The organism is Chryseobacterium sp. SNU WT5, assembly GCF_007362475.1.
In the GTDB taxonomy this organism is placed as follows: Bacteria; Bacteroidota; Bacteroidia; order Flavobacteriales; family Weeksellaceae; genus Kaistella.
In genome coordinates this window covers 229,988-253,162 of record NZ_CP041687.1, presented here as the reverse complement: position 1 = coordinate 253,162, position 23,175 = coordinate 229,988, and the positions used below count along the sequence as shown (strand labels likewise).

Here is a 23,175-nt window from a genome sequence, read left to right as displayed (position 1 = left end):
AAAATAATTCTTTGGGCGACTATTTCCGTCTTCCGTTCCCGCTTTTTTGCTTCACTGCGTTACGCAAAAAGAGCTCCACTTAAGCCGGGTCGCAATTACGGCATGTCATACAATCTCTGTTATTGAATTCCTTTTTCCTATTTTTGTTAAAACTTTAATACATGAAAAAATTCTTTCTATCGCTCGTCGTAATTTCGCAATTTGCTTTCGCGCAGTTCACCGATATTTCAATTGTAAAAGAAATCCATACCAAAGACAAAGGTTTGGTGGTCTCTGCACATCCTCTCGCAAGTGAAGCAGGTGCGAAAGTCATGAAAATGGGCGGTAATGCTTATGATGCTGTCATCGCGACGCAATATGCATTAGCAGTGGTTTATCCACAAGCTGGAAATATTGCAGGTGGAGGTTTTTTAGTAGGTGTAAAAAATAACGGAGAAAAATTTACCATTGATTTCCGCGAAACGGCACCTGAAAAATCGAGTCGGGACATGTATCTTGATAAAAAAGGAAATGCTAATACCGATCTTTCTCAAAATGGAAGATTAGCAGTTGGAGTTCCCGGTTCTATTGCCGGTTTTTATGCCACGTTAAAACATGCAAACCTTCCGATGGAAAAACTGATTCAGCCAGCGATCGATTTAGCAGAGCAAGGTTTTTCAATTACCCTTAAAGAAGCCAATTTGCTGAATTATCATATGAAATCGTTTGCAGAACATAATAAAATTAAAACGATTTTCCAGAAATCTACTCCTTGGAAACAGGGAGATCTTTTGATTCAAAAAGATTTAGCAGAAACTTTAAAATTGATTCAGAAAAATGGTGCGAAAGGTTTCTACGAAGGGAAGACTGCTCAACTCATCATTGAAGAAATGAAACGCGGGAATGGAATCATTACTTTAAACGATCTGAAAAATTATAAAGTTGTTGAAAGAAAACCGATCACCTTTAATTATAAAGGAACTGAGATCGTTTCCATGCCTTTGCCTTCCAGCGGCGGAATTCTTCTGGCCCAAATGCTTAAAATGAGTGGCTACGAAAACTTGGAAAAGTACCAACAGAACTCAACAAAAGCTGTTCAAATAATGGTAGAGGCAGAACGTCGCTCTTTTGCTGACCGTGCAGAATATATGGGAGATCCAGATTTTATTAAAGATCAAACGGCAATGCTTATTTCTGATGAATATCTTAAAAATCGATGGAAAACATTTAGTTTTGACAGTGCAACACCAAGTGCGGAAGTCGGTAAAATTATTCCGCAACCAAAAGAATCTACAGAAACTACACATATCTCGATCATTGATAAGGAAGGGAATGCAGTTGCTGTAACGACGACTTTAAATGGATTATACGGAAGTCAGGTAGTGGTAGCCGGTGCAGGATTTTTATTGAATAATGAAATGGACGACTTCTCTGTAAAACCTGGGGTACCAAATATGTTTGGTGCTGTGGGTGGCGAAGCAAATGCGATTAAACCAGGAAAAAGAATGCTTAGTTCAATGACGCCAACGATCGTTATGAAAAACTCTAAACCTTATATCATCGTAGGAACGCCAGGTGGAACGACGATTCCAACCTCCGTTTATCAGTCTATCGTGAATATTATTGATTTTAAACTGAGTCCTAATATGGCCGTAAATGCTCCTAAATTTCATCATCAGTGGTTACCGGAAACTGTTTTGACGGAAAAGAATTTTCCAGAAGCAACAATTTCAGATTTAGAAAAGAAGGGATATATAATTGAAAAGACTTCCCAGATCGGAAGAACTGAATTAATTATCATCGATGACGACGGAAACGCAGTAGCAGTTGCAGATGGGAGAGGAGATGATTCTGTGGCGGCAGAATAATTACTTTCCTGCCAGCTTTGTCAGCATTCCATTGAAGATCAAACCGTGGAAAGGCAAGACCGAATACCAGTATAACCGACCCGATAAACCGAGCGGACGAAAAGTGGCTTCCTGATGAAGGACGCCATTTTTTATTTTAAATTCCAGCCAGGCTTCTCCCGGAAGCTTCATCTCGGCAAAAAGTAAAAGTCGCTTTTCTTCTCGGTTCGCATATAAGACACGCCAAAAATCTACAGAATCTCCGGCTTCAAGATGATTCATGTTTCTCCTTCCTCTTCTTAAACCGACGCCGCCAAATAGTTTGTCCAAAAATCCGCGGATTCTCCAGAGGAAATCTGCATAATACCATCCTGTTTTTCCCCCAATGCTGAAAATTCTTTCTAAAGCTTTTTCTTCATCATCAACTTTCATTTCGCGAATATCTTTAAAACAACCTTCGTCCGGAACTTCCAGATATTGCCAAACTTTACGGCTGTGAAACTGATTGGTAAAAGAATCAAACCAACTTGATAAAACATCATTTTGTTTGATTTTATCAAAAGCCAAATTGATTGCTTCATGATAAGAAAATAGATGAATACCTAACTGTTCTGCTAAATTATTTTTTTTGGCGACCACATCAATTTTCATACTGTCAACCAAGTTTACCGCCAGAAAATAACTGGTAGATGTCACAAAATATAACCAATAAGAGGAGAGTCGAGGAGTCATCACGGGAACAATGAAAATCGTTCTTTTCAGTCCACGGATTTCAGCATATTGCAGCAACATTTGTTTGTACGTAACAATGTTGGTCCCCGCAATATCATAGTTCTGATTATAAGTAAATTCTTTGCCCAAAACGCCTACTAAAAACTGAATTACATTTCTAATAGCGATTGGTTGACATTTCGTATTCAACCACTTGGGAGTGATCATTACCGGTAATTTCTCAACCAGATCACGAATGATTTCAAAAGAAGCACTTCCCGAACCAACAATAATTCCGGCTCGTAAACTCGTTAATCCGTACATCGAACTTTGCAAAGCCTCTTCTACATTCTTTCTGGACTGAAGATGCTTCGATAGCTTTTCTTCATTGATAATTCCGGTTAGAAAAATGACCTGTTTCGCTTTGGTTTTTTCTAAAACTTCTCGAAAGTTGTCGGCTGAAATTTTTTCTTTTTCCTCAAAATCTCCCTCGCTTGAAGACATGGAGTGAATTAAATAATACGCGGCTTCAATATCTTTAGGGATATTGTCTAAAGTTTTCTTGTCCAGAAAATCATTTTCAATCACTTCGATCTGATCGAGTTTATCCTTGAATAAATGCAGACCAAAACGGTTTTTGTCTCTTACCGAACATACCAAATGATGACCTTCATCCAGTAACTGAATGAGCAATCTTTTCCCAATGTAACCGGTTACGCCTGTCAGAAGTATTTTCATGAGGTAAGGAATTTTTCTAAAATGGTATAACGACTTTCGAAGATGAATTTTACTTTATTTTTCACGAGTTTCCCAGCAAACAAATCGCCTAAAATCCCAAATGGCATTTTGAAATTGACAATGTCGGTCATCAAAACTTTCCCTTCCGAAATTTCTTCAAAATGATGTTCGTGATGCCACATTGCGTAAGGTCCAAATCGCTGTTCATCAACGAAAAACTGTTGGTTTTCTAAATGAGTAATTTCGGTAATCCAATTCGAACTAATGCCTGGTAGAATTCCGATTTTGTAAGTAATGATCTGACCTTTGTAGGTTTTATTCGGTGGATTATTGGTTATTCGAAACTCCATTTCTTTAGGCGTGATTTTATCTAAATTCGTTGGCAACGTAAAAAATTCCCAAGCTTCCTTTAATGAAAGTGGTAAAATCTGTTCCGAAGTCAAAGTGTAGATTCCAGATTGTTTGGTAATATTAATTTTCATCAGTGGATCTAAAGAATTTTTTAGTTTTTAAATATTCGAATAAAAGCGTAATCGAATAGAGTAGAGCGAAACAATAGAAACTGTCTTCTACCGGAATCGTTCCCAGACGAATTCCTAAGTTTTCGGTATTGTCATAAAAAACGACGGGATGATCAGAATAACTTCCTGTAAGTGCAGAGTTCACAAAAAAGAAAGGAATGAAAATAAGGATGAAACTTAAATAAAATCTTTGTGCATATTTCCATTCGAAAATGATCTGAAGCAACATTAAAAAAGTAAATAACCCGATGCACACAAACGTATATAGTTTATCGTAATTAAAAACCGTTAATAACAAGCCTACTGCAAACAGAACATACGTTATATATTTTGTAACGGTTGCACTAAGTACTATTTTCGGAAAAAAATATTTTAATGAATAGTGAATAAAAACACTGGCGTAAGGGATAAGAAGGAAAAATAACCACTCTTCGACAGGAAGTTTTAAAATTCTTAATCCGATTAAGTACCGGTCATCGAATCCCCAAACATCCTGATAGGCAAAATAACTGTCCCAGAGAATAAAGATAATTCCAACCGCCATAATGGAGGTGAAGTAAGCCTTCCAGTGTTGGATAAAATGCATTCTTTTTTTCTCAAAACTGAACAGAAATGGAATCAGAAAACTGAAAACATCCAAGAGTAAATAATAGTATGACTGCAAAATCTATTTTTTAATGGTGGATAAACGGGCTTCTTTAAAATATTTCATCGGCACGAAAAGCATTCCAAAACATTCGCCTTCTTCTTTTCCTAAATGTTTATGGTGCATTTTATGGGCTTTTCTTAAACCTTTCAAATACCAGTTGTTGGTTTTATCAAACCATTTGAAACGACGGTGAATTAAGACATCGTGTACTAAGAAATACAGAATTCCGTAAATTAAAACGCCCAGACCAACAAAGAATTTCCAGTTAATTCCGTCTTGCGTTCCGAACCAAAAAAGCAAAATGCTGGGGATCGCACCAACGATAAAGAACGCATCATTTTTTTCAAAAACATGTGGATAACCCGGTTGATGGTGATCCTCGTGTAAGTACCAGCCCAAACCGTGCATAATGAATTTGTGTGTAAGCCAAGTCACTCCTTCCATAGTAACTACAACGAGAAGAGTGAGTGCAATATATCCTGCGATTTCCATTTTAAAGTTTTAAATATTCGATGATAAAGTTTTTCAAATCAGGATCATCTATTTTTTTATATCCTTTGATCAGTATATTTCGGTCTTCTTCAATATCATGATGGTATCCTAAAATTTTGGGTATGTTTTCTTGCGCCATCAATCGCATTAACCTCAATTCAAGATTGTAAGGATCTGCCTTTAATGCCATTTCAAGCATCTTTTTTCCGTGGTTAAAATGCGATATCTTTTTTAAAGGATTAAAAGCATGTTTAGCCATAAAAAAATCACCAACAGCGATAAAACCTGCAAATATGGGTTCCTTTGTCGTATTATAGGTCTTTGTCGATTTTTCTATCAAAGTTTTCGACGCTTTTTCAGAATCCTTACTGGATTTAATTAAAGAGCGATACTCTTTTAAATTTTGTGAAAACATCGAATTAAATAGTAATAATAGTAATAAGCTGGCCAATCGTTTCATTAAAGCAAATTCAAGTTTTTGTTAAGAATCATTTCACCGAAAAGATACATTTTTCTTGCATTAGAAACACGTATTCTTTTGGTTAAAAGTAATTTTGCCTCCGTTTTCCTAATTTTCTTAAATAAGTTAAAGTAATATTTATACGCCATAAAAACGGCAAGTTTACTGGATATTGGCAGCATCTTGATTCCTATTTTAGCATGTGCAAAATCTGCTGCAATATCATTTTCAATTTCTACTTTATCTCGGTGCGTGAAATTTTGAAAATCAACGCCGGGGAAATAAGTTCTGTTCAGATCATTAAAATCAGCACTGATATCTCTTAAAAAATTAATCTTTTGAAATGCTGCTCCTAAACTTTGGGCGTAAGGTTTCAGTTTTTCGTATTCTACAACATTTCCATCAACAAAAACCTTCAAACACATTAAACCCACCACTTCCGCAGAACCGTAAATATATTCATTATATTTTTCATCATTTAAATCTTTGATCTCGCCCAAATCCATTTTCATTGAAGTCAGAAATGCATCTACTAGATCTTGCGGTATTGCCTTTTCCCTTTGGGTCAAACAAAAAGAATGTAAGATTGGATTTAAAGAAATGCCATGTTCCTGCGCTGTCTTGTAATTGCTTTCAAAATCAGCCATCAATCTCACTTTATCATAATCATGAAATGTATCCACTATTTCGTCTGCCAATCGTACAAAGCCATAAATATTGTAGATGTGCTGACGAATCTCTGGTTTAAAAAGTGACGATGCTTTATAAAACGAGGTGCTGTATTTTTCGGTAACCATTTTGGAAGATTGTCCGCAAAACGAGTTAAAAATTTCTAAATTATTCATGGTTAGAATATTTTGTTTTGATGTTGAAGAATATAATCGGTCACTACTTTTCCGGAGATTAACGCGGGTGGCACGCCTGGTCCGGGAACGGTCAATTGACCGGTGTAGAAAAGATTCTTTATTTTTTTATTGCTGATGCTTGGCCTTAGAATAGAGGTCTGTAGTAAAGTATTGGCTAAACCGTACGCATTACCTCGGCAAGAGTTGTACCGTTCTTTGAAATCGTTGACTCCAAAACTCTTTTTGAAGATCACTGAACTTCTTAAATCAACACCGATGTTTTTTTGAACTCTGTCCATAATTAATTCAAAGTATTGATCATGAATTTCCTGATTGTCTTCTAAATCAACTGCAACTGGAATTAGGAAAAATCCAGTTTCCTTTCCTTTTGGACATAAATCTAAATCGGTTTTTGAAGAGAAATTGGCATAAAACAAAGGTTTTGTCGGTAATTTTGGTTCATCATAAATTTCCACTGCGTGCTGTTCGAAATCGGTGTCAAAGAATAAATTGTGATGTTGAAGTTCCGGGACTTTTTTGTCAAAAGCAACATAATATAAGAAGGACGACGGTGCGAAAACTTTCTTATACCAATACTCATCATCATAGTTTTTCTGGTCAGCGTTTAGTAATTTTTCAGTGTGGGCATAATCTGCTCCAGAAATAACTAAATCTGCCTCGAAGACATCAGTGGTCGTAATCACCCGTTTTGCCTGATTATTTTCGGTTTCTATCTTAATAACTTCTTGATTGATGTGAAATTTCACACCTAATTCTTTAGCCAATTTCACCATTCCTAAAGCAACCGCATTGAAACCTCCTTTCGGATACCAAGTTCCTAAACCAAAATCGGCATGGTTCATGAAATTATAAAAGGCTGGCGTATTCTGGGGTTTAGCACCCAGAAAAAGAACGGGAAACTCTAAAATACTCTGAAGTTTTGGGTTTTTAATGTTTTTGCGAACGGTCTGTGAAATATTTTGAACAAAGAGATTTAATCTTGTTGCCGTTTCAAAACTCACTAATTCTAAAAGAGATTTGCCGGGATTATAAACCAAATCAGTCATGGCGATTTCATAATTCTTACGCGAATCTTCCATAAATCTTCGAAGATGTTTCCCACTTCCGGGTTCTACTTCTTCAAATTTTGCAATAATTTTTTCAGGCTCATCAGAAATATCGATATAATCATTTTTGCCGAAATAGACTCTATAACCTGGTGAAAGTTTTTTTAACGCGTAAAAATCAGACACTTTTTTTCCAAAATCAGAAAAGAATCTTTCGAAAATATCCGGCATCCAATACCAACTTGGTCCCATGTCGAATTTGAATCCATCTATTTCTAACAGAGAAGCCCGGCCACCAAGTTGTTCGTTTTTTTCTAAAACCTGAACAGCATAGCCTGCCTTCGCCATATAACAGGCAGAAGCAATCGCTGAAAATCCGGAACCAATAATAACAACTTTCTTCATGTTTTAAATAATGGTACAAAAATATACTTTTATTTCTAAAATAGAAAATATTTTTACTAAATTTGTACTTTAATTTAAACCAAGATATGAAAAGTACAGCATTAACTCAGGAAAAAATATTAGATCTTTATTCAAAGTATGTTCTTAGAAATAATAAGAAGCCACTCAATGTATTTACCTTCTGCGACGAACATGATTTAACGGAATCAGAATTTTATTCTTTCTATGCTAATTTTGAACAAGTAGAAGCAGATTACCTCAGGTTTTTTATGGATCAAAGTATCATGTTGATCACGGCAGAAGATTCCTATTATATGGATCATACGAAAAACAAATTACTTTCTTTTTATTATACTTTTTTCGAGCAACTTACTTTAAATAGAAGTTTGGTGATCTACCTGATTGGGCAAGACAAAAATTATTTAGAAAACGTAAAAAAATTGTGGTCTCTTAAAAAAGAGTTTCAAAGATTTATTAAATCATTAGCTATTTCTGAACCATTAATGGATGATGTTAGTGACCGAATGGAGAAGATGGAGCGATTTAAAAATAAAGGAATCGAAGAATTATACTGGGGACATTTCATCGCAACCTTAAAATTTTGGATCGAAGATACCAGTCCAAACTTTGAAAAAACAGATATTTTTATTGAGAAATCAGTTGATACCAGTTTTGAACTATTTGAAGTAAAGCCATTAAAGAAATTAATCGATTTAGGAAAATTTCTTTTTAATGAAGTAAAAAATAAATAATGAAAACATTAGATAAAATACCAACGAGTAAGATCCAGCGAGCCAGTAAATTGATTTCTACGGGTGCGAAAGTTGGCGTAAATTACTTAAAATATTACGGTGAGAAAATCACTAAGACGGAAGAAGAAGCGAAGGAGAATCTTAATAATAGTAATGCAACCGACATTTATGACAGTTTAAAAGAACTAAAAGGAAGTGCTTTAAAAGTTGCTCAGATGCTCAGTATGGAAAAGAATATTTTACCGGCTGCTTATGTGGAAAAATTTTCTTTGTCTCAGTTTCAGGTTCCGCCCTTATCTGCACCTTTGGTTGCCAAGATCTTCAAAAATTATTTTGGTAAAAAACCCAATGAACTGTTTGATCATTTTGAGCCAAATTCTACCAATGCTGCAAGTATTGGACAAGTTCATAAAGCCATGAAAGATGGAAAAGAACTGGCTGTTAAAATTCAATATCCGGGAGTTTCTGATTCGATCTCTTCTGATTTAGCGATGGTAAAACCGATTGCGATGAAGATGTTCAATATTAAAGGAAAAAACTCAGATCAATACTTCAAAGAAGTTGAAGATAAATTGCTGGAAGAAACCGATTATAATTTAGAGATTACGCAGAGTTTAGAAATAAGACAAAAATGTGAGAATCTACCGAATCTGGCTTTTCCAAATTATTATCCTCAATATTCAAATGATAGAATAATAACCATGGATTGGATGCACGGAAAACATCTTTCTACGTTTTGTGCTGAAAATAAAGACCCAAAATTAGCAAATCAAGTTGGTCAGGCTTTATGGGATTTTTATATGTTCCAGATTCATAAACTTAGAAAAGTTCACGCTGATCCGCATCCAGGGAATTTTTTGGTTTCGGAAGAGGGTACTTTGATCGCTATCGATTTTGGTTGTATGAAAACGATTCCTGAAGATTTTTATATTCCTTATTTTGAATTGGCGGTTCGCGAAAATTTAGAGAACAGAGCGTTTTTGGATCAAAAATTATTAGAATTAGAAATCATTCGTCCAGATGATTCAGCGGAAGAGAAAGAATTCTTTACCGAGATTTTCTATGAGTTATTGTATTTATTTACAACGCCTTTCCAGGAAGAAAACTTTGATTTCTCGGATGGTAAATTCTTTGAAGCCATCGCAGATCTTGGACAGAAATATGCAAAAAACACCCAGATAAAAGGGAGAAATGCGAATCGTGGATCTCGACATTTTATTTATATGAACAGAACATTTTTCGGTTTATATAATCTGATGCACGATATTCAATCAAAAAATATTGTGATTAATAACTATAAAAATTTCACCAACAATTGAGTTTAACCATTGCCCAAATTGACCGGGTTATCGAAATGGCTTGGGAAGACCGAACGCCTTTTGAAGCCATCACTTATCAATTCGCGTTGGCAGAAAAAGACGTGATTGCGCTGATGAGAAAAGAATTAAAGAGAAGTTCTTTCAACTTGTGGCGAGCGAGAGTAAATTCTGGGGTGAGTCAAAAACATTTGTTTAAAAGAAATAGTGAAATAGATCGATTCAAGTGCACCCGACAAAGAACGATTTCTGGAAATAAAATTAGCAAAAGATAGGATGCAGAAAGAAGAAAAGATTTTGACAATGACTGTGGAAGATATTTCGAGGACTGAAAAATTGTATCGAACGAAGTTGATCAATTCTTTGGCAGGAATTCGGCAGGTTGTTTTGATTTCAACCAAATCTAAAAGTGGTCAGGAAAACGTTGCGATTTTTAATTCCATAATACATTTAGGTGCGCATCCACCTTTGTTTGGATTTATTTCGAGACCTGATTCTGTGGAGCGGGATACTTTAATAAACATCAAAGAAACTGAAAGCTACACTTTAAATTTCATCGATAAAAAATGGTTGAAGGAAGCACATCAGACTTCGGCGAGATATTCAAAGGAAATTTCAGAGTTTGACGCCACAGGTTTGACACCTGAATATTTAGGAAATTGTTTGACGCCTTTTTTGAAAGAAGCAGAAATTAAAATTGAAATGAAATTACAAGAGATCATCAATATTGAAATCAATGCAACCATTATGGTCATTGGAAGTGTTGAAACGGTTCATATTCCCAAAAATCGTCTCGCGGAAGATGGCTTGGTGAAACCGAATGACCTATTGTTGAGCGGAGGTTTAGATGCGTATTATACCAGTGAGTTTATTGAGCAATTGCCTTATGCAAAATCTTAAATCACGTTGAAACACGGTAAAAAGAAACATTTACCCCACAAGATTTGTCCAGTTTGCGAGAGACCTTTTTCATGGCGGAAAAAATGGGCGAAAGATTGGGGAAATGTGAAATACTGCAGTGAGAAATGTAAGAGAAATAAAGGATAATTAAGAAATATAAAATGAAAAATATACTTATCGTAGGTGCAGGAAAAGGAATTGGACTCGCGACTTGCAAACTTTTAAAAGATGAAAATCTGTTTGCGATTTCCCGAAATTCAACTCCTGAATTAGCAAGTTTAGGAACACAATTTTTTGAATTAGATGTTTCCAAAGATGATCTGAATGAGATATCTTTGCCTGAGGAATTACATGGCCTTGTTTTTTGTCCGGGTTCCATAAATCTACGACCGTTTAATCGACTGACCGAAGAAGATTTTTTAGCGGATTTCAATCAGAATTTTATGGGAGCAGTTCGGATAATTCAGAAATGTTTACCAGCGTTGAAAAAATCGAAAGCTGCAAGTATCGTATTATTCTCCACTGTTGCAGCGAAAGTTGGAATGCCATTTCACACGTCAATTGCAGCGAGTAAAGGGGCGATCGAAGGTTTTGCCAAAAGTTTAGCAGCAGAACTGGCGTCGGCAAATATTCGGGTTAATGTAATTGCGCCGTCACTTTCAGATACTTCTTTAGCCGCACAAATGCTTTCTACAGAGGAGAAGAGAGTCGCTTCGGCAAAAAGACATCCGTTGCAAAGAATTGGGTCAGCAGAAGACAGTGCTCAGTTGGTTGAGTTTCTTCTCTCGGAAAAAAGTTCCTGGATGACTGGACAAATTATCGGTCTAGACGGTGGATTAGGTAATATTAAACTATAACAAAACGATATAAACCATTACAACATGGAATTAAATTTAATCATTGATATTTTATCAGAGTTGGATACCTTTCAAAAAGCACAACCAAACGCGCAGACGAGTTTAGAAGATTTTCGATTATATTTAAATGAGAAAGCATACGAAAAAGAAACCCCTAGAAATTTAACTCAAAAGTTTGATTTAGAAGTTTTCGACCTTGAAAATGAAATCGCCAAACAGGTAATTATGTTGGGAAGATATTCTAAACATTTAATTAAAAAATCATTGGAAAATCATCCCGATTTAGTGAATGAAGATTTCACCTATCTTTTTAGAATGATGGATTATCCGTCGTTGACGAAAATGCAGCTGATTGAGAAAAACGCACACGAAAAACAATCAGGTATTGAGATCATCAAACGCTTGGTGCGGAATGGTCTATTTGTAGAAAGCCCGGATGAAAATGATAAAAGAAGTACCCGAATTTCAGTGACCGAAAAAGGAAAAAAAGTCTTCCAGGAATCAATGAAAGATATCACTGTAGTTTCTAAAATTATGTCTGGTAAACTGACAGGTGAAGAGAAAACACAGTTGTTGGGATCACTGAAAAAACTCAACACTTTTCACCATACGATTTACACTAATTTGCGAAACGAAGCGCCAGAAGAAATCTTGAAATTGGTAGATAATGACTGACGAAATTTCTATTTTTTGGTTTAGAAGAGATTTGAGATTAACCGATAATCACGGACTTTTTAAAGCTTTGGAATCTTCTGAAAACGTATTACCCATTTTTATTTTTGATACCGAAATTCTTTCAAAATTAGAAAATAAGGAAGATAAAAGAGTAGATTTTATTGTTCAGGTTTTACAGGTTTTAAATCAGTTTTTAGAGAAAACCGGAAAGTCGATTAAAATTCTACACGGAAAACCTCTAAATGTTTTTAAAGAACTCGCTGAAAATTATAAAATAGAAAGTGTTTTCTGTAATGAAGATTATGAACCTTCTGCCATTAAAAGAGACTTGGAGATTAAAGACTTTTTAAATTCAAGAAGCATTACTTTTCATTCTTTTAAAGATCAAGTTCATTATCATAAAGATGATATTTTAAAATCTGATGGAACACCTTATACCATTTATACGCCGTATTCAAAACAGTGGTTGCTAAAATATCATTCACAAAAAACTGAGTTTTACCCAAGTGAAAAATTATTAGAAAACTTATTTGACCTTGAAAAACAGGAAATTACTTTAGAAAAAATTGGTTTTATAAAAACGGAGTATCAATTTGAAGTTCCTAAAATAAATCGTGAAATTTTAAAAACCTATCACGAAACCCGAAATTTTCCTACGACGCCGACTTCTGAAATAAGTGTTCATCTTCGTTTTGGCACGATCAGCGTTCGAAAATTGGGTGCTGAAGCGAGAAAACTCAATGAAACTTATTTGAAGGAATTGATTTGGAGAGAATTTTTCATGCAGATTTTGTATCATTTCCCAAAAGTAGTTCATCAATCTTTTAAGAAAAAATATGATCATATTTCCTGGCTTTATGATGATGAAAGTTTAAAAAAGTGGCAGGATGGAAAAACAGGCTATCCTATTGTAGATGCGGGAATGCGGGAATTAAACGAAACTGGTTTTATGCACAACCGTGTGAGAATGGTTTGTGCCAGTTTTTTCACCAAACATCTTTTAATGGATTGGCGGATCGGTGAGGCTTATTTTGCCGAAAAACTGCTTGATTATGATTTATCAGCTAATAACGGAAACTGGCAGTGGAGTGCAGGGACAGGTTGTGATTCGGCGCCTTATTTCAGGATATTTAATCCGACGGAGCAGCAGAAAAAATTTGATCCCGATTTCAAATATATTAAAAACTGGGTAGCGGAATATGGAACTTCCCAATATCCAGAACCGATAATTGAGTATAAATTTGCCAGACAACGGGCTTTGGAAACATATAAAAAAGGGCTGGAATCCGCTGAAACGATTAATTAAATTAAAATTCTCAAGCTTTTAGGTAAAACTTTAATACGAATAGGAGAGTCTATTCTATTGTATTCACCATCTAAATGCCAATCCTTAGTGTCTACCGTAAATTCAATTTCAGGAACTGAAAGAAAGGTGAGGTATTTGTTTTCTTTTAAAGTTTTAGAAAACATGCGCACCGCAAATAGTCCACCATAATATAAAGGGAATTTTTTAACCAAAACGACTTCTGCTAATCCATCTACGGTACTTGCATGTGGGGCGATATATGCGTTATTCCCAAATTGGCGCGTATTTGCGATGTTCAACATTAAATATTCGCCATCATGCTTTTTAAACGATTCTGATGTGAATTTTATCTTAATGGGTTTATAATTTAAAAAAGTTTTAATGGAAACTTTAATGTAATTGCTGAAACCACGGTTCGTTTTTTCGAATTCTTTTACTACTTTCCCATCGAAGCCAGTCCCGGAAACGTTAATGGAAATTTTGTCATTCACTGTAAACGTATCAATCTCCCGATAATTTCTCAATTTTATTTTTGATAGAAGCTCATTCAAATTTTTCGTGAAATTATTTTCATTTGAGAAACCATTTCCTGATCCTGCTGGAAATATGGCAAGAATTTTATCAGTGTTGATGAGCTTTCTCGCGACAGAAGCAATAGTGCCATCGCCACCGACTGCAACGAATAGATCAATTGAATCAAAATGCTCTGTGATAAAATCTTCTGTTCCTTTTACTGATTCAGAAATATAAAATTTAGGCTCAGGAACCTCTTTATGAAGTGAATCTAAAAATGGTTGGTAATTTCTCTTCGCAGAAAAAGGATTGATGATAAAGGCGATATTTTCCATGGGGAGCAAAAATAAAAAAAGCGAATGACAATATCTGCTTTTGTAACTGTTATTATAAATTCATTCTCTTTTTAAAGTCCGAATTTAGAAATGGTTTAATATCGCTAAAAGGAATTTTAATCAAAACAGGACCTGCAGCATACGCTGTTATTTCATATTGGTTGTACAGAAAATAGAGATTTTCTTTGTCGAAATAAAAATTATTATTTAACGGAATTTCTTCTACTAAAAGCATTTCTGACTGTTTGTTTTCAGAATCATTTTTCAGAAAGTTATCCATAAGAATCCTCTTCCAGACACTGGAATCTTCTTCCGTAATGACATCTGATAATTGCACTGTTTTATTGTTTTTTAGATCAAATACCTTGTATTTCTCATAGTAATAACCATGTGCTCCACCAGTATAACCATCTCCGGTATATTGTATTGTTAGATATTGATTCTGGTGGGATATCATCTCCATGGCAGAAGTCATATTCCAAAATTGTGAGAATTCTGGTTTATATTCTTTTAAAGAAAGCTTTTCCTCATCATAGTAATTTTGCATTTTATGATGGAGTGCTTTTGCTAAGTTTTCTTTCGAATAATCTTCCAAAATAAGATCTTCTTGTGCATAGATTGAATCCAGAAGTGTCTTGCTTTCCAATCCAGAAAATGTTATAATTTTTGAACTGAAAGTTAACGACAGGTTTTTATCGATACGTAGAGAATCTTCTAACTTCAAAGAATCCACCGCAAATTTGGATAATGGATTTACTAAAGAACTGTCAGAAGTTGCATTGTTTTCCTGTTTAGTCTTTTCTTTGTTGCATCCGATTATCAACATTGAAGATAGGGTTAGAAGTGCTAAAAATTTTTTCATAGCTAAATTTAAGGTTTTTTTTGTTAGTGCAAAAAAAAAGCTGTTCGATAGATGAACAGCTTTGTATTTAAAAGAAATAGTTTATACATCAATTTTTGCGTAAATCGCGTTCTTCTCGATGAATGCACGTCTTGGTGGAACTTCGTCTCCCATCAACATCGAAAATACGTTATCTGCTTCTGCTAAGCTTTCGATTCTAATTTGCTTTAACATTCTTCTTTCAGGATTCAGTGTCGTGTCCCAAAGTTGTTCAGGATTCATTTCCCCAAGACCTTTGTATCGTTGAACTTCAACCCCTTTTCCGTCTGGTGACATTTCCAAAGTAATTTCTTCACGCTCTTTTTCATTGTAAGCATAAACTTTTTTACTTCCTTTTTTTAGTAAATATAAAGGTGGTTGAGCAATATAGATATATCCATTCTCAATCAGTTCCTTCATGTATCTAAAGAAAAACGTCATAATTAAAGTTGCAATGTGAGCACCATCAATATCGGCATCACACATGATCACAATTTTATGATATCTTAATTTCGCGATATTCAAAGCTTTGCTATCCTCCTCTGTACCTACGCTAACTCCAAGTGCCGTGTAAATATTTTTAATTTCTTCGTTATCATATACTTTATGAAGCATCGATTTTTCAACATTCAGAATTTTACCTCTTAGAGGTAGAATTGCCTGGAAATGACGGTCACGACCTTGTTTTGCTGTTCCACCTGCTGAATCTCCCTCGACTAAAAATAGTTCAGAAATTTCAGGATCTTTAGAAGAACAATCAGAAAGTTTACCAGGTAATCCGCTACCGCCCATTGGCGATTTTCTTTGTACCATTTCGCGTGCTTTCTTGGCCGCTTGCCTTGCTTTTGCTGCAAGAACTACTTTCTGTACAATCAGTTTTGCTTCGTTAGGATGTTCTTCTAAGAAGTTGGTTAGCATTTCTCCAACGATCTTATCCACAGCACCAGAAACTTCGGAGTTTCCTAATTTCGTTTTGGTTTGTCCCTCAAATTGAGGCTCCATTACTTTTACCGAAATTACGGCAGTTAATCCCTCGCGGAAATCATCACCCATAACTTCTACCTTCTCCTTGGCCGGAAGTCCTAATTCATCAGCAAATTTCTTCAGCGTTCTCGTTAAAGCTCTTCTAAAACCAGCAAGGTGAGTTCCACCTTCATGGGTATTGATATTATTAACGTAAGAGTGTAGATTCTCGTTGTAAGAAGTGTTGTATCTCATCGCAACTTCTACCGGAATATTATCTTTTTCACCTTCCATGAAAATCACATTGTTCATAATGCTTTCACGGTTTCCATCGATATATTCAACAAACTCTTTCAGTCCACCTTCAGAATGGAAGGTATCGGATTTTAAAACTCCTTCTTCATCTGCAACTCTTTCATCTGTTAAAGTGATTGTAATTCCTTTATTCAAATATGAAAGTTCGCGAAGTCTGCTGGCGAGCGTATCATAGCTGTAAACCAATTCCTGGAAAATAGTGTCATCAGGCTGAAAGAAAACTTCTGTTCCTCTTTGATCAGTAGTACCGATTTCAGCAACGTCTGCTAAAGCTTTTCCCTTCGAATATTTTTGTTGGTAAACTTTACCGTCTTTATAAACCGTTGCGATGAGTGAGTTAGAAAGGGCATTCACACAAGAAACACCTACACCGTGCAATCCACCAGAAACTTTATAAGAATCTTTATCGAATTTTCCACCAGCACCAATCTTGGTCATTACCACCTCCAATGCTGATTTTTGCTCTTTTTCGTGCATATCAACAGGTATTCCTCGACCATTATCTCTTACCGAAATAGATTCACCTTCGTGGATTACTACAGAGATCGTGTCACAGTGACCAGCTAATGCCTCATCTATCGAGTTATCGATGACCTCATAAACTAAATGATGTAAACCTCTTGTTCCTACATCTCCAATGTACATTGACGGACGCATTCTCACGTGTTCCATCCCTTCCAGTGCTTGTATACTACTCGCTGTATATTCTTTTTGGCTCATATTTTTATTATTCATCAAAGCGAAGTGGCTCTGAATTTTAAATACATTTTAATTAAATTTTGCTGAAAATGGAGTGTAAATCTTCCATTTCAAAAGACTAACAAAGATAGTGAATTTCGTCCAAATATCAAAGTTATTGAAGTCATAAAATGCACCGAACTTGAAACGAAAAAATCCTCAAAACTTTGAGGATTTAGATATTGTAAAACTTTTCGTTTATAGAATTTTCATTAAAACCACATCATCAATTTTCTCTACTTTAACCAAATTGTATTTCGTAAGATTTTTCGCTGCTTTGTCCCATTTCTTTCCAGAAAGGTTACTTTTAACTTTCACCAATCCCAATGTCATTGGTTCATCTGAAGAATTAAGAATCTCTAAAACCAGTTTTTCGTCATCATCCAATTCGAAAGCTGGAGTTGCTTTTTCCGGCTTCATTTGCGGGAAGAATAAAACTTCCTGAATAGATGGATTGTTCGTCATAAACATAATCAAACGGTCCATACCAATTCCCATTCCTGAGGTTGGCGGCATTCCGTATTCCAACGCTCTTAAGAAATCTTCATCTATAAATTGTCCTGCTTCATCATCGCCTTTTTCGGCCAGTTTTAATTGTGCTTCAAAACGCTGTCTTTGATCAATTGGATCATTTAATTCCGAATAAGCATTTGCGACTTCTTTACCACAAACCATTAATTCAAAACGTTCCGTTAAACCTTCCTGGGTTCTGTGTTTCTTGGTTAAAGGCGACATTTCGACTGGATAATCGGTAATGAAAGTTGGTTGAATAAAGTTTCCTTCACATTTTTCACCAAAAATCTCGTCAATTATTTTTCCTTTACCCATCGTTTCGTTCACTTCAATTCCGATGGATTTTGCAAAATCAAAAAGCTCTTGTTCAGATTTTCCAGTGATATCAAAGCCGGTATATGTGATGATTGCTTCCGTCATGGAAACTCTTGCGTAAGGCGCTTTAAAATCAATTTCTTGATCTTCAAATTGAGCGATGGTTGTTCCATTTACGGCCATAGCACAATGTTCTATCATTTTTTCGGTAAAATCCATCATCCAATAGTAGTCTTTGTAGGCTACATAAATTTCCATAACGGTAAATTCTGGATTATGCGTTCTGTCCATCCCTTCATTTCTGAAGTTTTTCGAAAATTCATAAACGCCATCAAATCCCCCAACAATCAATCTTTTTAGATATAATTCATTAGCAATTCTCATATATAAAGGAATATCCAAAGCATTGTGATGCGTCATAAAAGGTCTTGCTGCGGCACCACCTGCAATCGCCTGCAAAACGGGTGTTTCTACTTCAACATAGCCTGCGTCATTGAAAAACTGACGCATTGCATTGTACATTTTAGTTCTTTTTAAAAATGTTTCTTTAACATGAGGATTTACGATTAAATCTACATAACGTTGTCTGTATCGAAGTTCTGGATCATTAAAGCCATCAAAAACATTTCCCTCGGCATCCACTTTCGGTAAAGGAAGTGGACGTAAAGATTTGGTTAGAATTTTGAAATTTGTAACCTTAACAGTCATTTCACCAACCTGAGTGTTGAACAATTCACCTTCAATTCCGATGATATCACCAATATCTAAAAGATGTTTGTAAACGTCATTATAAAGGGTTTTATCTTCGCCAGTACAGATTTCATCACGGTTAAAATAAACCTGAATTTTTCCTTCCGAATCCTGAAGTTCGGCAAAACTTGCTTTCCCTTGAATTCTTCTACTCATCAATCGACCTGCAATCGTTACTTTTTTACCTTCGACAAAATCCTGCTTAATGGTTTTGGTGGTTTCTGTAATTTTATATTCGTCGGCCGGAAAAGCATTGATCCCCATTTTTTCAAGGGTTTTTAACTTTTCTCTTCTGATGATTTCCTGTTCTGATAACTGCATTTTTCTTGCTATTTTAAGTCTGCAAATTTAGTAAAATTTTAGTGAAGATCGGAAGTAGAAATTAGCAGCGTTTTGTAAGAATAGTCTTAATTTCTTTTCGTTGATGAATTGAGGCTATTTTTGAAGTTTTCTTTTTAAAATAACATGATATTTATTTGGATTCATTACAAATATTCAATTTTGGTACTTCTATCTGCAATTTTTGGTAAATTTGTATTGTGAAAAAATGGTTTATTTATCTGTTGCTGTTTACTTATCTCACTTCTTTCAGTGAAATTAGACAAGTTATGAAAATGCCAAGATTAATTGAACATTACATTTCACATAAAGTTGCAAACCACGAAATTTCAATCTTTGCATTTTTTACAATGCATTATCTTGATGAACAAATCTTAGATGACGACTATGCCGAGGATATGAAATTACCTTTTAAAACGCACGATTTTTCAAGCAGTTCAATTACTTTAAATATTCCACCGGAAAAACCAACTTTAAATATTCAGCATCAGTCGATGCATGTTGATTATTCACCTAATTTTTCTTATTCTGAAAAATATTATCCCTCTGTATTTCAGCAAATTTGGGAGCCACCTAAAATCTAATTAAGTATTTCCTTGTGTTTTATCGTGTCAAATTTATAAAGTTTGACAGGTTTTAATTGCCGTTTTGTTAGGATTTAAATTAAACAGGAAATCCAGTCATTTTAAAACAATTGGAACAGCAGAAAAATATCGAACTCGCCAAATTAAATGCAGAGAAATCGAAACTTTTGCCGACTTTTAATATTGGTTATAATAATTCCAGCATGTATGGAACTGGCGCCGATGATCAGTTTTATGAAAGATCATCACGTTTTCATACCGGAATGATTGACGTCGTTATTCCACTTTTTAATACAGCCCAAAAATCATTAATTGAAGGTCAGAAAATAAACCAGTTGATTGCTGAAAATAATTACGAACTCGGTTCAAAAAATCTTAAACATCAATATGCTTCGCTATTTGGTGAATATGAAAAACTAAAAAATGAAACCGATTATTACAAATCTAAAGGTTTAAAAAATGCTAAAACCATTATGAAAACTGCAAACCGATTGTATTATGAAGGTGAAATTAATTACCTGCAATGGTCTATTCTCATCAACCAAAGTTTAGACATTCAAAACAAACTCATCGACACTCAGAAATTACTGAATGAGAAAATCATTCAACTCAATAATTTAACGCAACAATAATTTAATATTTTTAAAATGAAAAAATATACCGTCTTACACCGCATCCTTCACTGGGTTTTTGCAGTATTTATGCTGGTTTTGTTTACCACCGGCTTTCTCCGAATGGTTTGGATGAGCAAAACTGTAATTTCAGAAGCCGTTAATAAAAATTCACAAATTCAAAGTTTGAATTTAGATAAACAAAGCCTTCGAACCATCGTTCATTCTGTTCAGGATCCTATGTTTGAATGGCATGTTTACGCGGCTTATATCATTACTTTCGCCTTTGTTGTCAGAATCATTTATATGATCGTAAAAGGAATTAAATTTCCGAATCCTTTTTCAAAAACCACTTCAGGCAAAGAAAGATTTCAAGGATTTATTTATCTTGGTTTCTATTTAATGATTGCCGCTCAAATAATAACGGGAGGCATTTTGAAATTTGAAATCGGCTCCGAATCTCTCAGTGATTTAGCAGAAACAACCCACAAACTCGCCATTTATTGGATGCCGATTTTCGTTCTTTTACACTTGGGTGGAATTGCGATTTCAGAAAATACGAATCGAAAAGGAATCACCTCTAAGATGATTGGCGGTGATTCTGAATAACAAAATGATGATAATGAAAAAATTACTTATTATACTTTTAAGCCTGACGATTTTTTCCTGTTCCAAAGAAGAAGTGGTGAAGGAAGAAATGAGCACCGTCTCTGGAGATCAGGTTTCTTTAACCAATTTACAGATCAAAAATTCGGGTATTGAAACCAACACTTTAAACAATCTCGACATTGCGCACAAGATTATGCTGACCGGACAGATTGATGTTCCACCGCAGGGAATGGCAAGTGTTTCTGCACCAAGCGGCGGCTACATTCGAGTCTCTAGATTTATGCCGGGAAATTATGTTAAAAAAGGACAAACTTTGGCAACTTTAGAAAATCCAGAATTGGTGCAACTGCAGCAGGATTATTTGCTGGCAAATTCTGAAAATGGTTTTACGGAACTTTTAAATTTTAAAGAAGAAAATAAAAGCAAAAAGTTTGTGACCAAAGGTGCTTATCAATTATTAATGGCCGTGAAAAATATGGGAGAATAATTTTTTTAAAAAATTACTTGCAGATAAAAAAAACATTTATATATTTGCTCCCATGATTATAGCAACAAACAATACTTGGTGGTGGCATTCAAACTCCTTTAGGGTCTGAAGCAAATCTTGTATTCTGTTTGTAAAAACATATATAAAAGACTTTGACGGGCTCCGTTGAAGTCTTTTTTTATGCAAAAATTTAAAAAAATAACATGAAGTTCCGAAGGGACGATTTATCGAAGAATAGGATGCAATCCTATGAATATTATTATTAAAAAATAGAAGCCAAATGAATTTCGACACCACAATAAATATAAAAACAACCATAAAATCAGTGATGAGCGATCTCTTCACGCCGGTAGGAATTTACTTGCGACTTCGTGATAAATTTCGTGATACCATTTTGTTGGAAAGTGCCGGAAATCAAAATACCGATAACAACTTTTCTTTCATCGCCATCAATGCGGTTGCCGGAATTGAAATCCGAAATTACAATGAAGCAGAAATTAAATTTCCTCTTGGTAATCCTCAGAAAATCGCTTTAGAAAAAGAAAAATTGAGTGAATTACTCAATGATTTTACCAAAAGTTTTATTTGCGAAGAACCTTCCAAAGAAATTGGAAAAAGCGCCCAAGGATTTTTTGGTTATACGAGTTATGATGCAATTCCGTTCTTTGAAAACATCAAGTTTAAAGAACTTTCAGAAGAAAATAAAATTCCGTTGTTAAGATATCGCCTTTACCAATATGTAATCGCAATTAACCATTACAACGATGAAATGTTCATTATTGAAAATAAAATCGACGGTTTAAAATCAAATACCATCGAAATCGAAAATTTGATTAATCAAAAAAATGCTCCTATTTTTCCTTTTAAAATAACTGATTATGAAACGTCCAATTTAAAAGATGAAGAATATCGCGAATTGGTTGAAACTGCAAAAAAGCACTGTTTCCGTGGTGATGTTTTTCAATTGGTTTTGAGTAGAAGATTTGAACAGAAATTTAATGGTGATGAATTCAATGTTTACCGTGCTTTGCGTCATATTAATCCTTCACCTTATTTGTTTTACTTCGATTACGGCGATTACAAATTAATGGGTTCCAGTCCGGAAAGTCAACTGATCATTAAAAATGGAAAAGCGATCATTCATCCCATTGCAGGAACTTTTAAAAGAACTGGAGAAGTTCAGAAAGATTTAGAAGCGGCAGAAGAATTGAAGAAAGATGCGAAAGAAAACGCAGAACACACGATGTTGGTAGATTTAGCGCGAAATGATTTAAGTATTTGCGGAAAAAACACGACGGTGACGAAATTGAAAGAAGTTCAGTTTTTTTCTCATGTGATTCATTTGGTCAGTGAAGTTACAGCCGATGTTGAAGAAAATCAAAATCCATACGAAATGATTGCAACTACTTTTCCACAAGGAACTTTGAGTGGCGCACCGAAATACAAAGCAATGGAATTAATTGATTCTTATGAGAAAACTTCGCGTTCGTTTTATGGAGGTTGCATAGGTTTTGTCGGTTTCGACGGAAGTTGTAATCAGGCGATTATGATACGGACTTTTCTAAGTAAAAACAACACGCTTTATTATCAAGCAGGGGCCGGAATTGTGGCGAAGTCTACGGCAGAAAATGAATTGCAGGAAGTGAACAATAAACTGAATGCCTTGAAAATGGCTGTTAAGAAAGCAGAATCAATTTAAGAAA

General features: G+C 35.0%; 25 protein-coding genes. 14 read left to right on the top strand and 11 right to left on the bottom strand.

Annotation, left to right across the window (positions count from 1 at the left end; genetic code table 11):
- Positions 1-161: 161 nt before the first annotated feature.
- Positions 162-1,847, top strand: a complete 1,686-nt coding sequence (gene ggt, locus FNJ88_RS01215; RefSeq protein ID WP_143851346.1) for a gamma-glutamyltransferase — start codon at positions 162-164, stop codon at positions 1,845-1,847.
- Here the strand turns inward: ggt and FNJ88_RS01210 are convergent, their stop codons facing one another.
- From FNJ88_RS01210 to FNJ88_RS01180, 7 genes are read right to left on the bottom strand one after another with little or no spacing between them, the layout of a single operon-like run.
- Positions 1,848-3,275 (bottom strand): SDR family oxidoreductase, encoded by a 1,428-nt coding sequence (locus FNJ88_RS01210; protein ID WP_143851345.1) that lies wholly within the window; start codon positions 3,273-3,275, stop codon positions 1,848-1,850. It abuts the gene before it with no gap.
- On the bottom strand, positions 3,272-3,757 hold the full coding sequence (locus FNJ88_RS01205; RefSeq protein WP_143851344.1) for an SRPBCC family protein: 486 nt from the start codon (positions 3,755-3,757) through the stop codon (positions 3,272-3,274). Before FNJ88_RS01205 ends, FNJ88_RS01210 begins: the two co-directional genes overlap by 4 nt.
- Entirely contained in the window at positions 3,747-4,460 is a 714-nt protein-coding gene (locus FNJ88_RS01200) for a lycopene cyclase domain-containing protein (protein WP_143851343.1), read from the bottom strand. The genes FNJ88_RS01205 and FNJ88_RS01200 overlap by 11 nt, the downstream gene beginning before the upstream one ends.
- A gap of 3 nt (positions 4,461-4,463) precedes the next feature.
- Positions 4,464-4,937, bottom strand: coding sequence for a sterol desaturase family protein (locus FNJ88_RS01195; protein WP_185145842.1), 474 nt, complete (start codon positions 4,935-4,937; stop codon positions 4,464-4,466).
- A gap of 1 nt (position 4,938) precedes the next feature.
- Positions 4,939-5,397 carry a hypothetical protein gene (locus tag FNJ88_RS01190; protein WP_143851342.1) on the bottom strand — a complete coding sequence of 153 codons (459 nt, stop codon included), beginning with the start codon at positions 5,395-5,397 and terminating at the stop codon, positions 4,939-4,941.
- Positions 5,397-6,242, bottom strand: a complete 846-nt coding sequence (locus FNJ88_RS01185; protein WP_143851341.1) for a phytoene/squalene synthase family protein — start codon at positions 6,240-6,242, stop codon at positions 5,397-5,399. Before FNJ88_RS01185 ends, FNJ88_RS01190 begins: the two co-directional genes overlap by 1 nt.
- Before the next feature lie 2 nt (positions 6,243-6,244).
- Complete coding sequence (locus FNJ88_RS01180) at positions 6,245-7,714, bottom strand: phytoene desaturase family protein (RefSeq protein ID WP_143851340.1); 1,470 nt, start codon at positions 7,712-7,714, stop codon at positions 6,245-6,247.
- A gap of 86 nt (positions 7,715-7,800) precedes the next feature.
- Between FNJ88_RS01180 and FNJ88_RS01175 the strand changes: the two genes are divergently transcribed.
- From FNJ88_RS01175 to FNJ88_RS01140, 8 genes are read left to right on the top strand one after another with little or no spacing between them, the layout of a single operon-like run.
- Positions 7,801-8,466 carry a TetR family transcriptional regulator C-terminal domain-containing protein gene (locus FNJ88_RS01175; RefSeq protein WP_143851339.1) on the top strand — a complete coding sequence of 222 codons (666 nt, stop codon included), beginning with the start codon at positions 7,801-7,803 and terminating at the stop codon, positions 8,464-8,466.
- The gene (locus tag FNJ88_RS01170) at positions 8,466-9,785 is read left to right on the top strand and encodes an ABC1 kinase family protein (protein WP_143851338.1); all 1,320 of its coding nucleotides are present in this window, start codon (positions 8,466-8,468) and stop codon (positions 9,783-9,785) included. Before FNJ88_RS01175 ends, FNJ88_RS01170 begins: the two co-directional genes overlap by 1 nt.
- A gap of 35 nt (positions 9,786-9,820) precedes the next feature.
- Complete coding sequence (locus FNJ88_RS01165) at positions 9,821-10,057, top strand: TIGR03643 family protein (RefSeq protein WP_143853845.1); 237 nt, start codon at positions 9,821-9,823, stop codon at positions 10,055-10,057.
- 1 nt (position 10,058) lies between these two features.
- On the top strand, positions 10,059-10,682 hold the full coding sequence (locus FNJ88_RS01160) for a flavin reductase family protein (protein ID WP_228414544.1): 624 nt from the start codon (positions 10,059-10,061) through the stop codon (positions 10,680-10,682).
- 6 nt (positions 10,683-10,688) lie between these two features.
- Positions 10,689-10,829: a DUF2256 domain-containing protein gene (locus FNJ88_RS01155; RefSeq protein ID WP_143851337.1), complete on the top strand. Its 141-nt coding sequence runs from the start codon at positions 10,689-10,691 to the stop codon at positions 10,827-10,829.
- A gap of 14 nt (positions 10,830-10,843) precedes the next feature.
- Positions 10,844-11,539 (top strand): SDR family NAD(P)-dependent oxidoreductase, encoded by a 696-nt coding sequence (locus FNJ88_RS01150; protein WP_143851336.1) that lies wholly within the window; start codon positions 10,844-10,846, stop codon positions 11,537-11,539.
- 24 nt (positions 11,540-11,563) lie between these two features.
- On the top strand, positions 11,564-12,214 hold the full coding sequence (locus tag FNJ88_RS01145) for a MarR family winged helix-turn-helix transcriptional regulator (protein ID WP_143851335.1): 651 nt from the start codon (positions 11,564-11,566) through the stop codon (positions 12,212-12,214).
- Positions 12,207-13,520, top strand: a complete 1,314-nt coding sequence (locus tag FNJ88_RS01140; protein WP_143851334.1) for a cryptochrome/photolyase family protein — start codon at positions 12,207-12,209, stop codon at positions 13,518-13,520. Before FNJ88_RS01145 ends, FNJ88_RS01140 begins: the two co-directional genes overlap by 8 nt.
- On the opposite strand, the gene FNJ88_RS01135 is transcribed toward FNJ88_RS01140, so the two are convergent.
- The 4 genes from FNJ88_RS01135 to lysS form a co-directional block, all read right to left on the bottom strand.
- Positions 13,517-14,368, bottom strand: coding sequence for a diacylglycerol/lipid kinase family protein (locus FNJ88_RS01135; protein ID WP_143851333.1), 852 nt, complete (start codon positions 14,366-14,368; stop codon positions 13,517-13,519). The genes FNJ88_RS01140 and FNJ88_RS01135 overlap by 4 nt on opposite strands.
- 52 nt (positions 14,369-14,420) lie before the next feature.
- The gene (locus FNJ88_RS01130) at positions 14,421-15,230 is read right to left on the bottom strand and encodes an RsiV family protein (RefSeq protein WP_143851332.1); all 810 of its coding nucleotides are present in this window, start codon (positions 15,228-15,230) and stop codon (positions 14,421-14,423) included.
- Positions 15,231-15,311: 81 nt separating this feature from the next.
- A complete protein-coding gene (gene gyrB, locus FNJ88_RS01125) occupies positions 15,312-17,246 on the bottom strand; it encodes a DNA topoisomerase (ATP-hydrolyzing) subunit B (protein ID WP_143851331.1) in 1,935 nt (644 codons plus the stop codon).
- A 216-nt stretch (positions 17,247-17,462) separates the two neighbouring features.
- On the bottom strand, positions 17,463-19,163 hold the full coding sequence (gene lysS, locus FNJ88_RS01120) for a lysine--tRNA ligase (protein WP_143851330.1): 1,701 nt from the start codon (positions 19,161-19,163) through the stop codon (positions 17,463-17,465).
- Between the two features lie 293 nt (positions 19,164-19,456).
- Between lysS and FNJ88_RS01115 the strand changes: the two genes are divergently transcribed.
- The 5 genes from FNJ88_RS01115 to FNJ88_RS01095 all read left to right on the top strand — a co-directional run bounded on the left by FNJ88_RS01115 (position 19,457) and on the right by FNJ88_RS01095 (position 23,171).
- On the top strand, positions 19,457-19,765 hold the full coding sequence (locus FNJ88_RS01115) for a hypothetical protein (RefSeq protein WP_143851329.1): 309 nt from the start codon (positions 19,457-19,459) through the stop codon (positions 19,763-19,765).
- 110 nt (positions 19,766-19,875) lie between these two features.
- The gene (locus FNJ88_RS01110) at positions 19,876-20,397 is read left to right on the top strand and encodes a TolC family protein (RefSeq protein ID WP_185145841.1); all 522 of its coding nucleotides are present in this window, start codon (positions 19,876-19,878) and stop codon (positions 20,395-20,397) included.
- Between the two features lie 15 nt (positions 20,398-20,412).
- A complete protein-coding gene (locus FNJ88_RS01105) occupies positions 20,413-20,985 on the top strand; it encodes a cytochrome b/b6 domain-containing protein (protein WP_143851327.1) in 573 nt (190 codons plus the stop codon).
- 13 nt (positions 20,986-20,998) lie between these two features.
- Positions 20,999-21,472, top strand: a complete 474-nt coding sequence (locus FNJ88_RS01100; protein WP_185145840.1) for an efflux RND transporter periplasmic adaptor subunit — start codon at positions 20,999-21,001, stop codon at positions 21,470-21,472.
- A gap of 280 nt (positions 21,473-21,752) precedes the next feature.
- A complete protein-coding gene (locus FNJ88_RS01095; RefSeq protein WP_143851325.1) occupies positions 21,753-23,171 on the top strand; it encodes an anthranilate synthase component I family protein in 1,419 nt (472 codons plus the stop codon).
- Positions 23,172-23,175 lie beyond the last annotated feature (4 nt).

Bases quoted from the DNA above. Each gene is read 5' to 3' on its own strand.
- ggt (WP_143851346.1), top strand. From the start codon at position 162: ATGAAAAAATTCTTTCTATCGCTCGTCGTAATTTCGCAATTTGCTTTC.
- FNJ88_RS01210 (WP_143851345.1), bottom strand. From the start codon at position 3,275: ATGAAAATACTTCTGACAGGCGTAACCGGTTACATTGGGAAAAGATTG.
- FNJ88_RS01205 (WP_143851344.1), bottom strand. From the start codon at position 3,757: ATGAAAATTAATATTACCAAACAATCTGGAATCTACACTTTGACTTCG.
- FNJ88_RS01195 (WP_185145842.1), bottom strand. From the start codon at position 4,937: ATGGAAATCGCAGGATATATTGCACTCACTCTTCTCGTTGTAGTTACT.
- FNJ88_RS01190 (WP_143851342.1), bottom strand. From the start codon at position 5,397: ATGAAACGATTGGCCAGCTTATTACTATTATTACTATTTAATTCGATG.
- FNJ88_RS01185 (WP_143851341.1), bottom strand. From the start codon at position 6,242: ATGAATAATTTAGAAATTTTTAACTCGTTTTGCGGACAATCTTCCAAA.
- FNJ88_RS01180 (WP_143851340.1), bottom strand. From the start codon at position 7,714: ATGAAGAAAGTTGTTATTATTGGTTCCGGATTTTCAGCGATTGCTTCT.
- FNJ88_RS01175 (WP_143851339.1), top strand. From the start codon at position 7,801: ATGAAAAGTACAGCATTAACTCAGGAAAAAATATTAGATCTTTATTCA.
- FNJ88_RS01170 (WP_143851338.1), top strand. From the start codon at position 8,466: ATGAAAACATTAGATAAAATACCAACGAGTAAGATCCAGCGAGCCAGT.
- FNJ88_RS01165 (WP_143853845.1), top strand. From the start codon at position 9,821: ATGGCTTGGGAAGACCGAACGCCTTTTGAAGCCATCACTTATCAATTC.
- FNJ88_RS01160 (WP_228414544.1), top strand. From the start codon at position 10,059: ATGCAGAAAGAAGAAAAGATTTTGACAATGACTGTGGAAGATATTTCG.
- FNJ88_RS01150 (WP_143851336.1), top strand. From the start codon at position 10,844: ATGAAAAATATACTTATCGTAGGTGCAGGAAAAGGAATTGGACTCGCG.
- FNJ88_RS01145 (WP_143851335.1), top strand. From the start codon at position 11,564: ATGGAATTAAATTTAATCATTGATATTTTATCAGAGTTGGATACCTTT.
- FNJ88_RS01140 (WP_143851334.1), top strand. From the start codon at position 12,207: ATGACTGACGAAATTTCTATTTTTTGGTTTAGAAGAGATTTGAGATTA.
- FNJ88_RS01135 (WP_143851333.1), bottom strand. From the start codon at position 14,368: ATGGAAAATATCGCCTTTATCATCAATCCTTTTTCTGCGAAGAGAAAT.
- FNJ88_RS01130 (WP_143851332.1), bottom strand. From the start codon at position 15,230: ATGAAAAAATTTTTAGCACTTCTAACCCTATCTTCAATGTTGATAATC.
- gyrB (WP_143851331.1), bottom strand. From the start codon at position 17,246: ATGAGCCAAAAAGAATATACAGCGAGTAGTATACAAGCACTGGAAGGG.
- lysS (WP_143851330.1), bottom strand. From the start codon at position 19,163: ATGCAGTTATCAGAACAGGAAATCATCAGAAGAGAAAAGTTAAAAACC.
- FNJ88_RS01115 (WP_143851329.1), top strand. From the start codon at position 19,457: ATGCCAAGATTAATTGAACATTACATTTCACATAAAGTTGCAAACCAC.
- FNJ88_RS01105 (WP_143851327.1), top strand. From the start codon at position 20,413: ATGAAAAAATATACCGTCTTACACCGCATCCTTCACTGGGTTTTTGCA.
- FNJ88_RS01100 (WP_185145840.1), top strand. From the start codon at position 20,999: ATGAAAAAATTACTTATTATACTTTTAAGCCTGACGATTTTTTCCTGT.
- FNJ88_RS01095 (WP_143851325.1), top strand. From the start codon at position 21,753: ATGAATTTCGACACCACAATAAATATAAAAACAACCATAAAATCAGTG.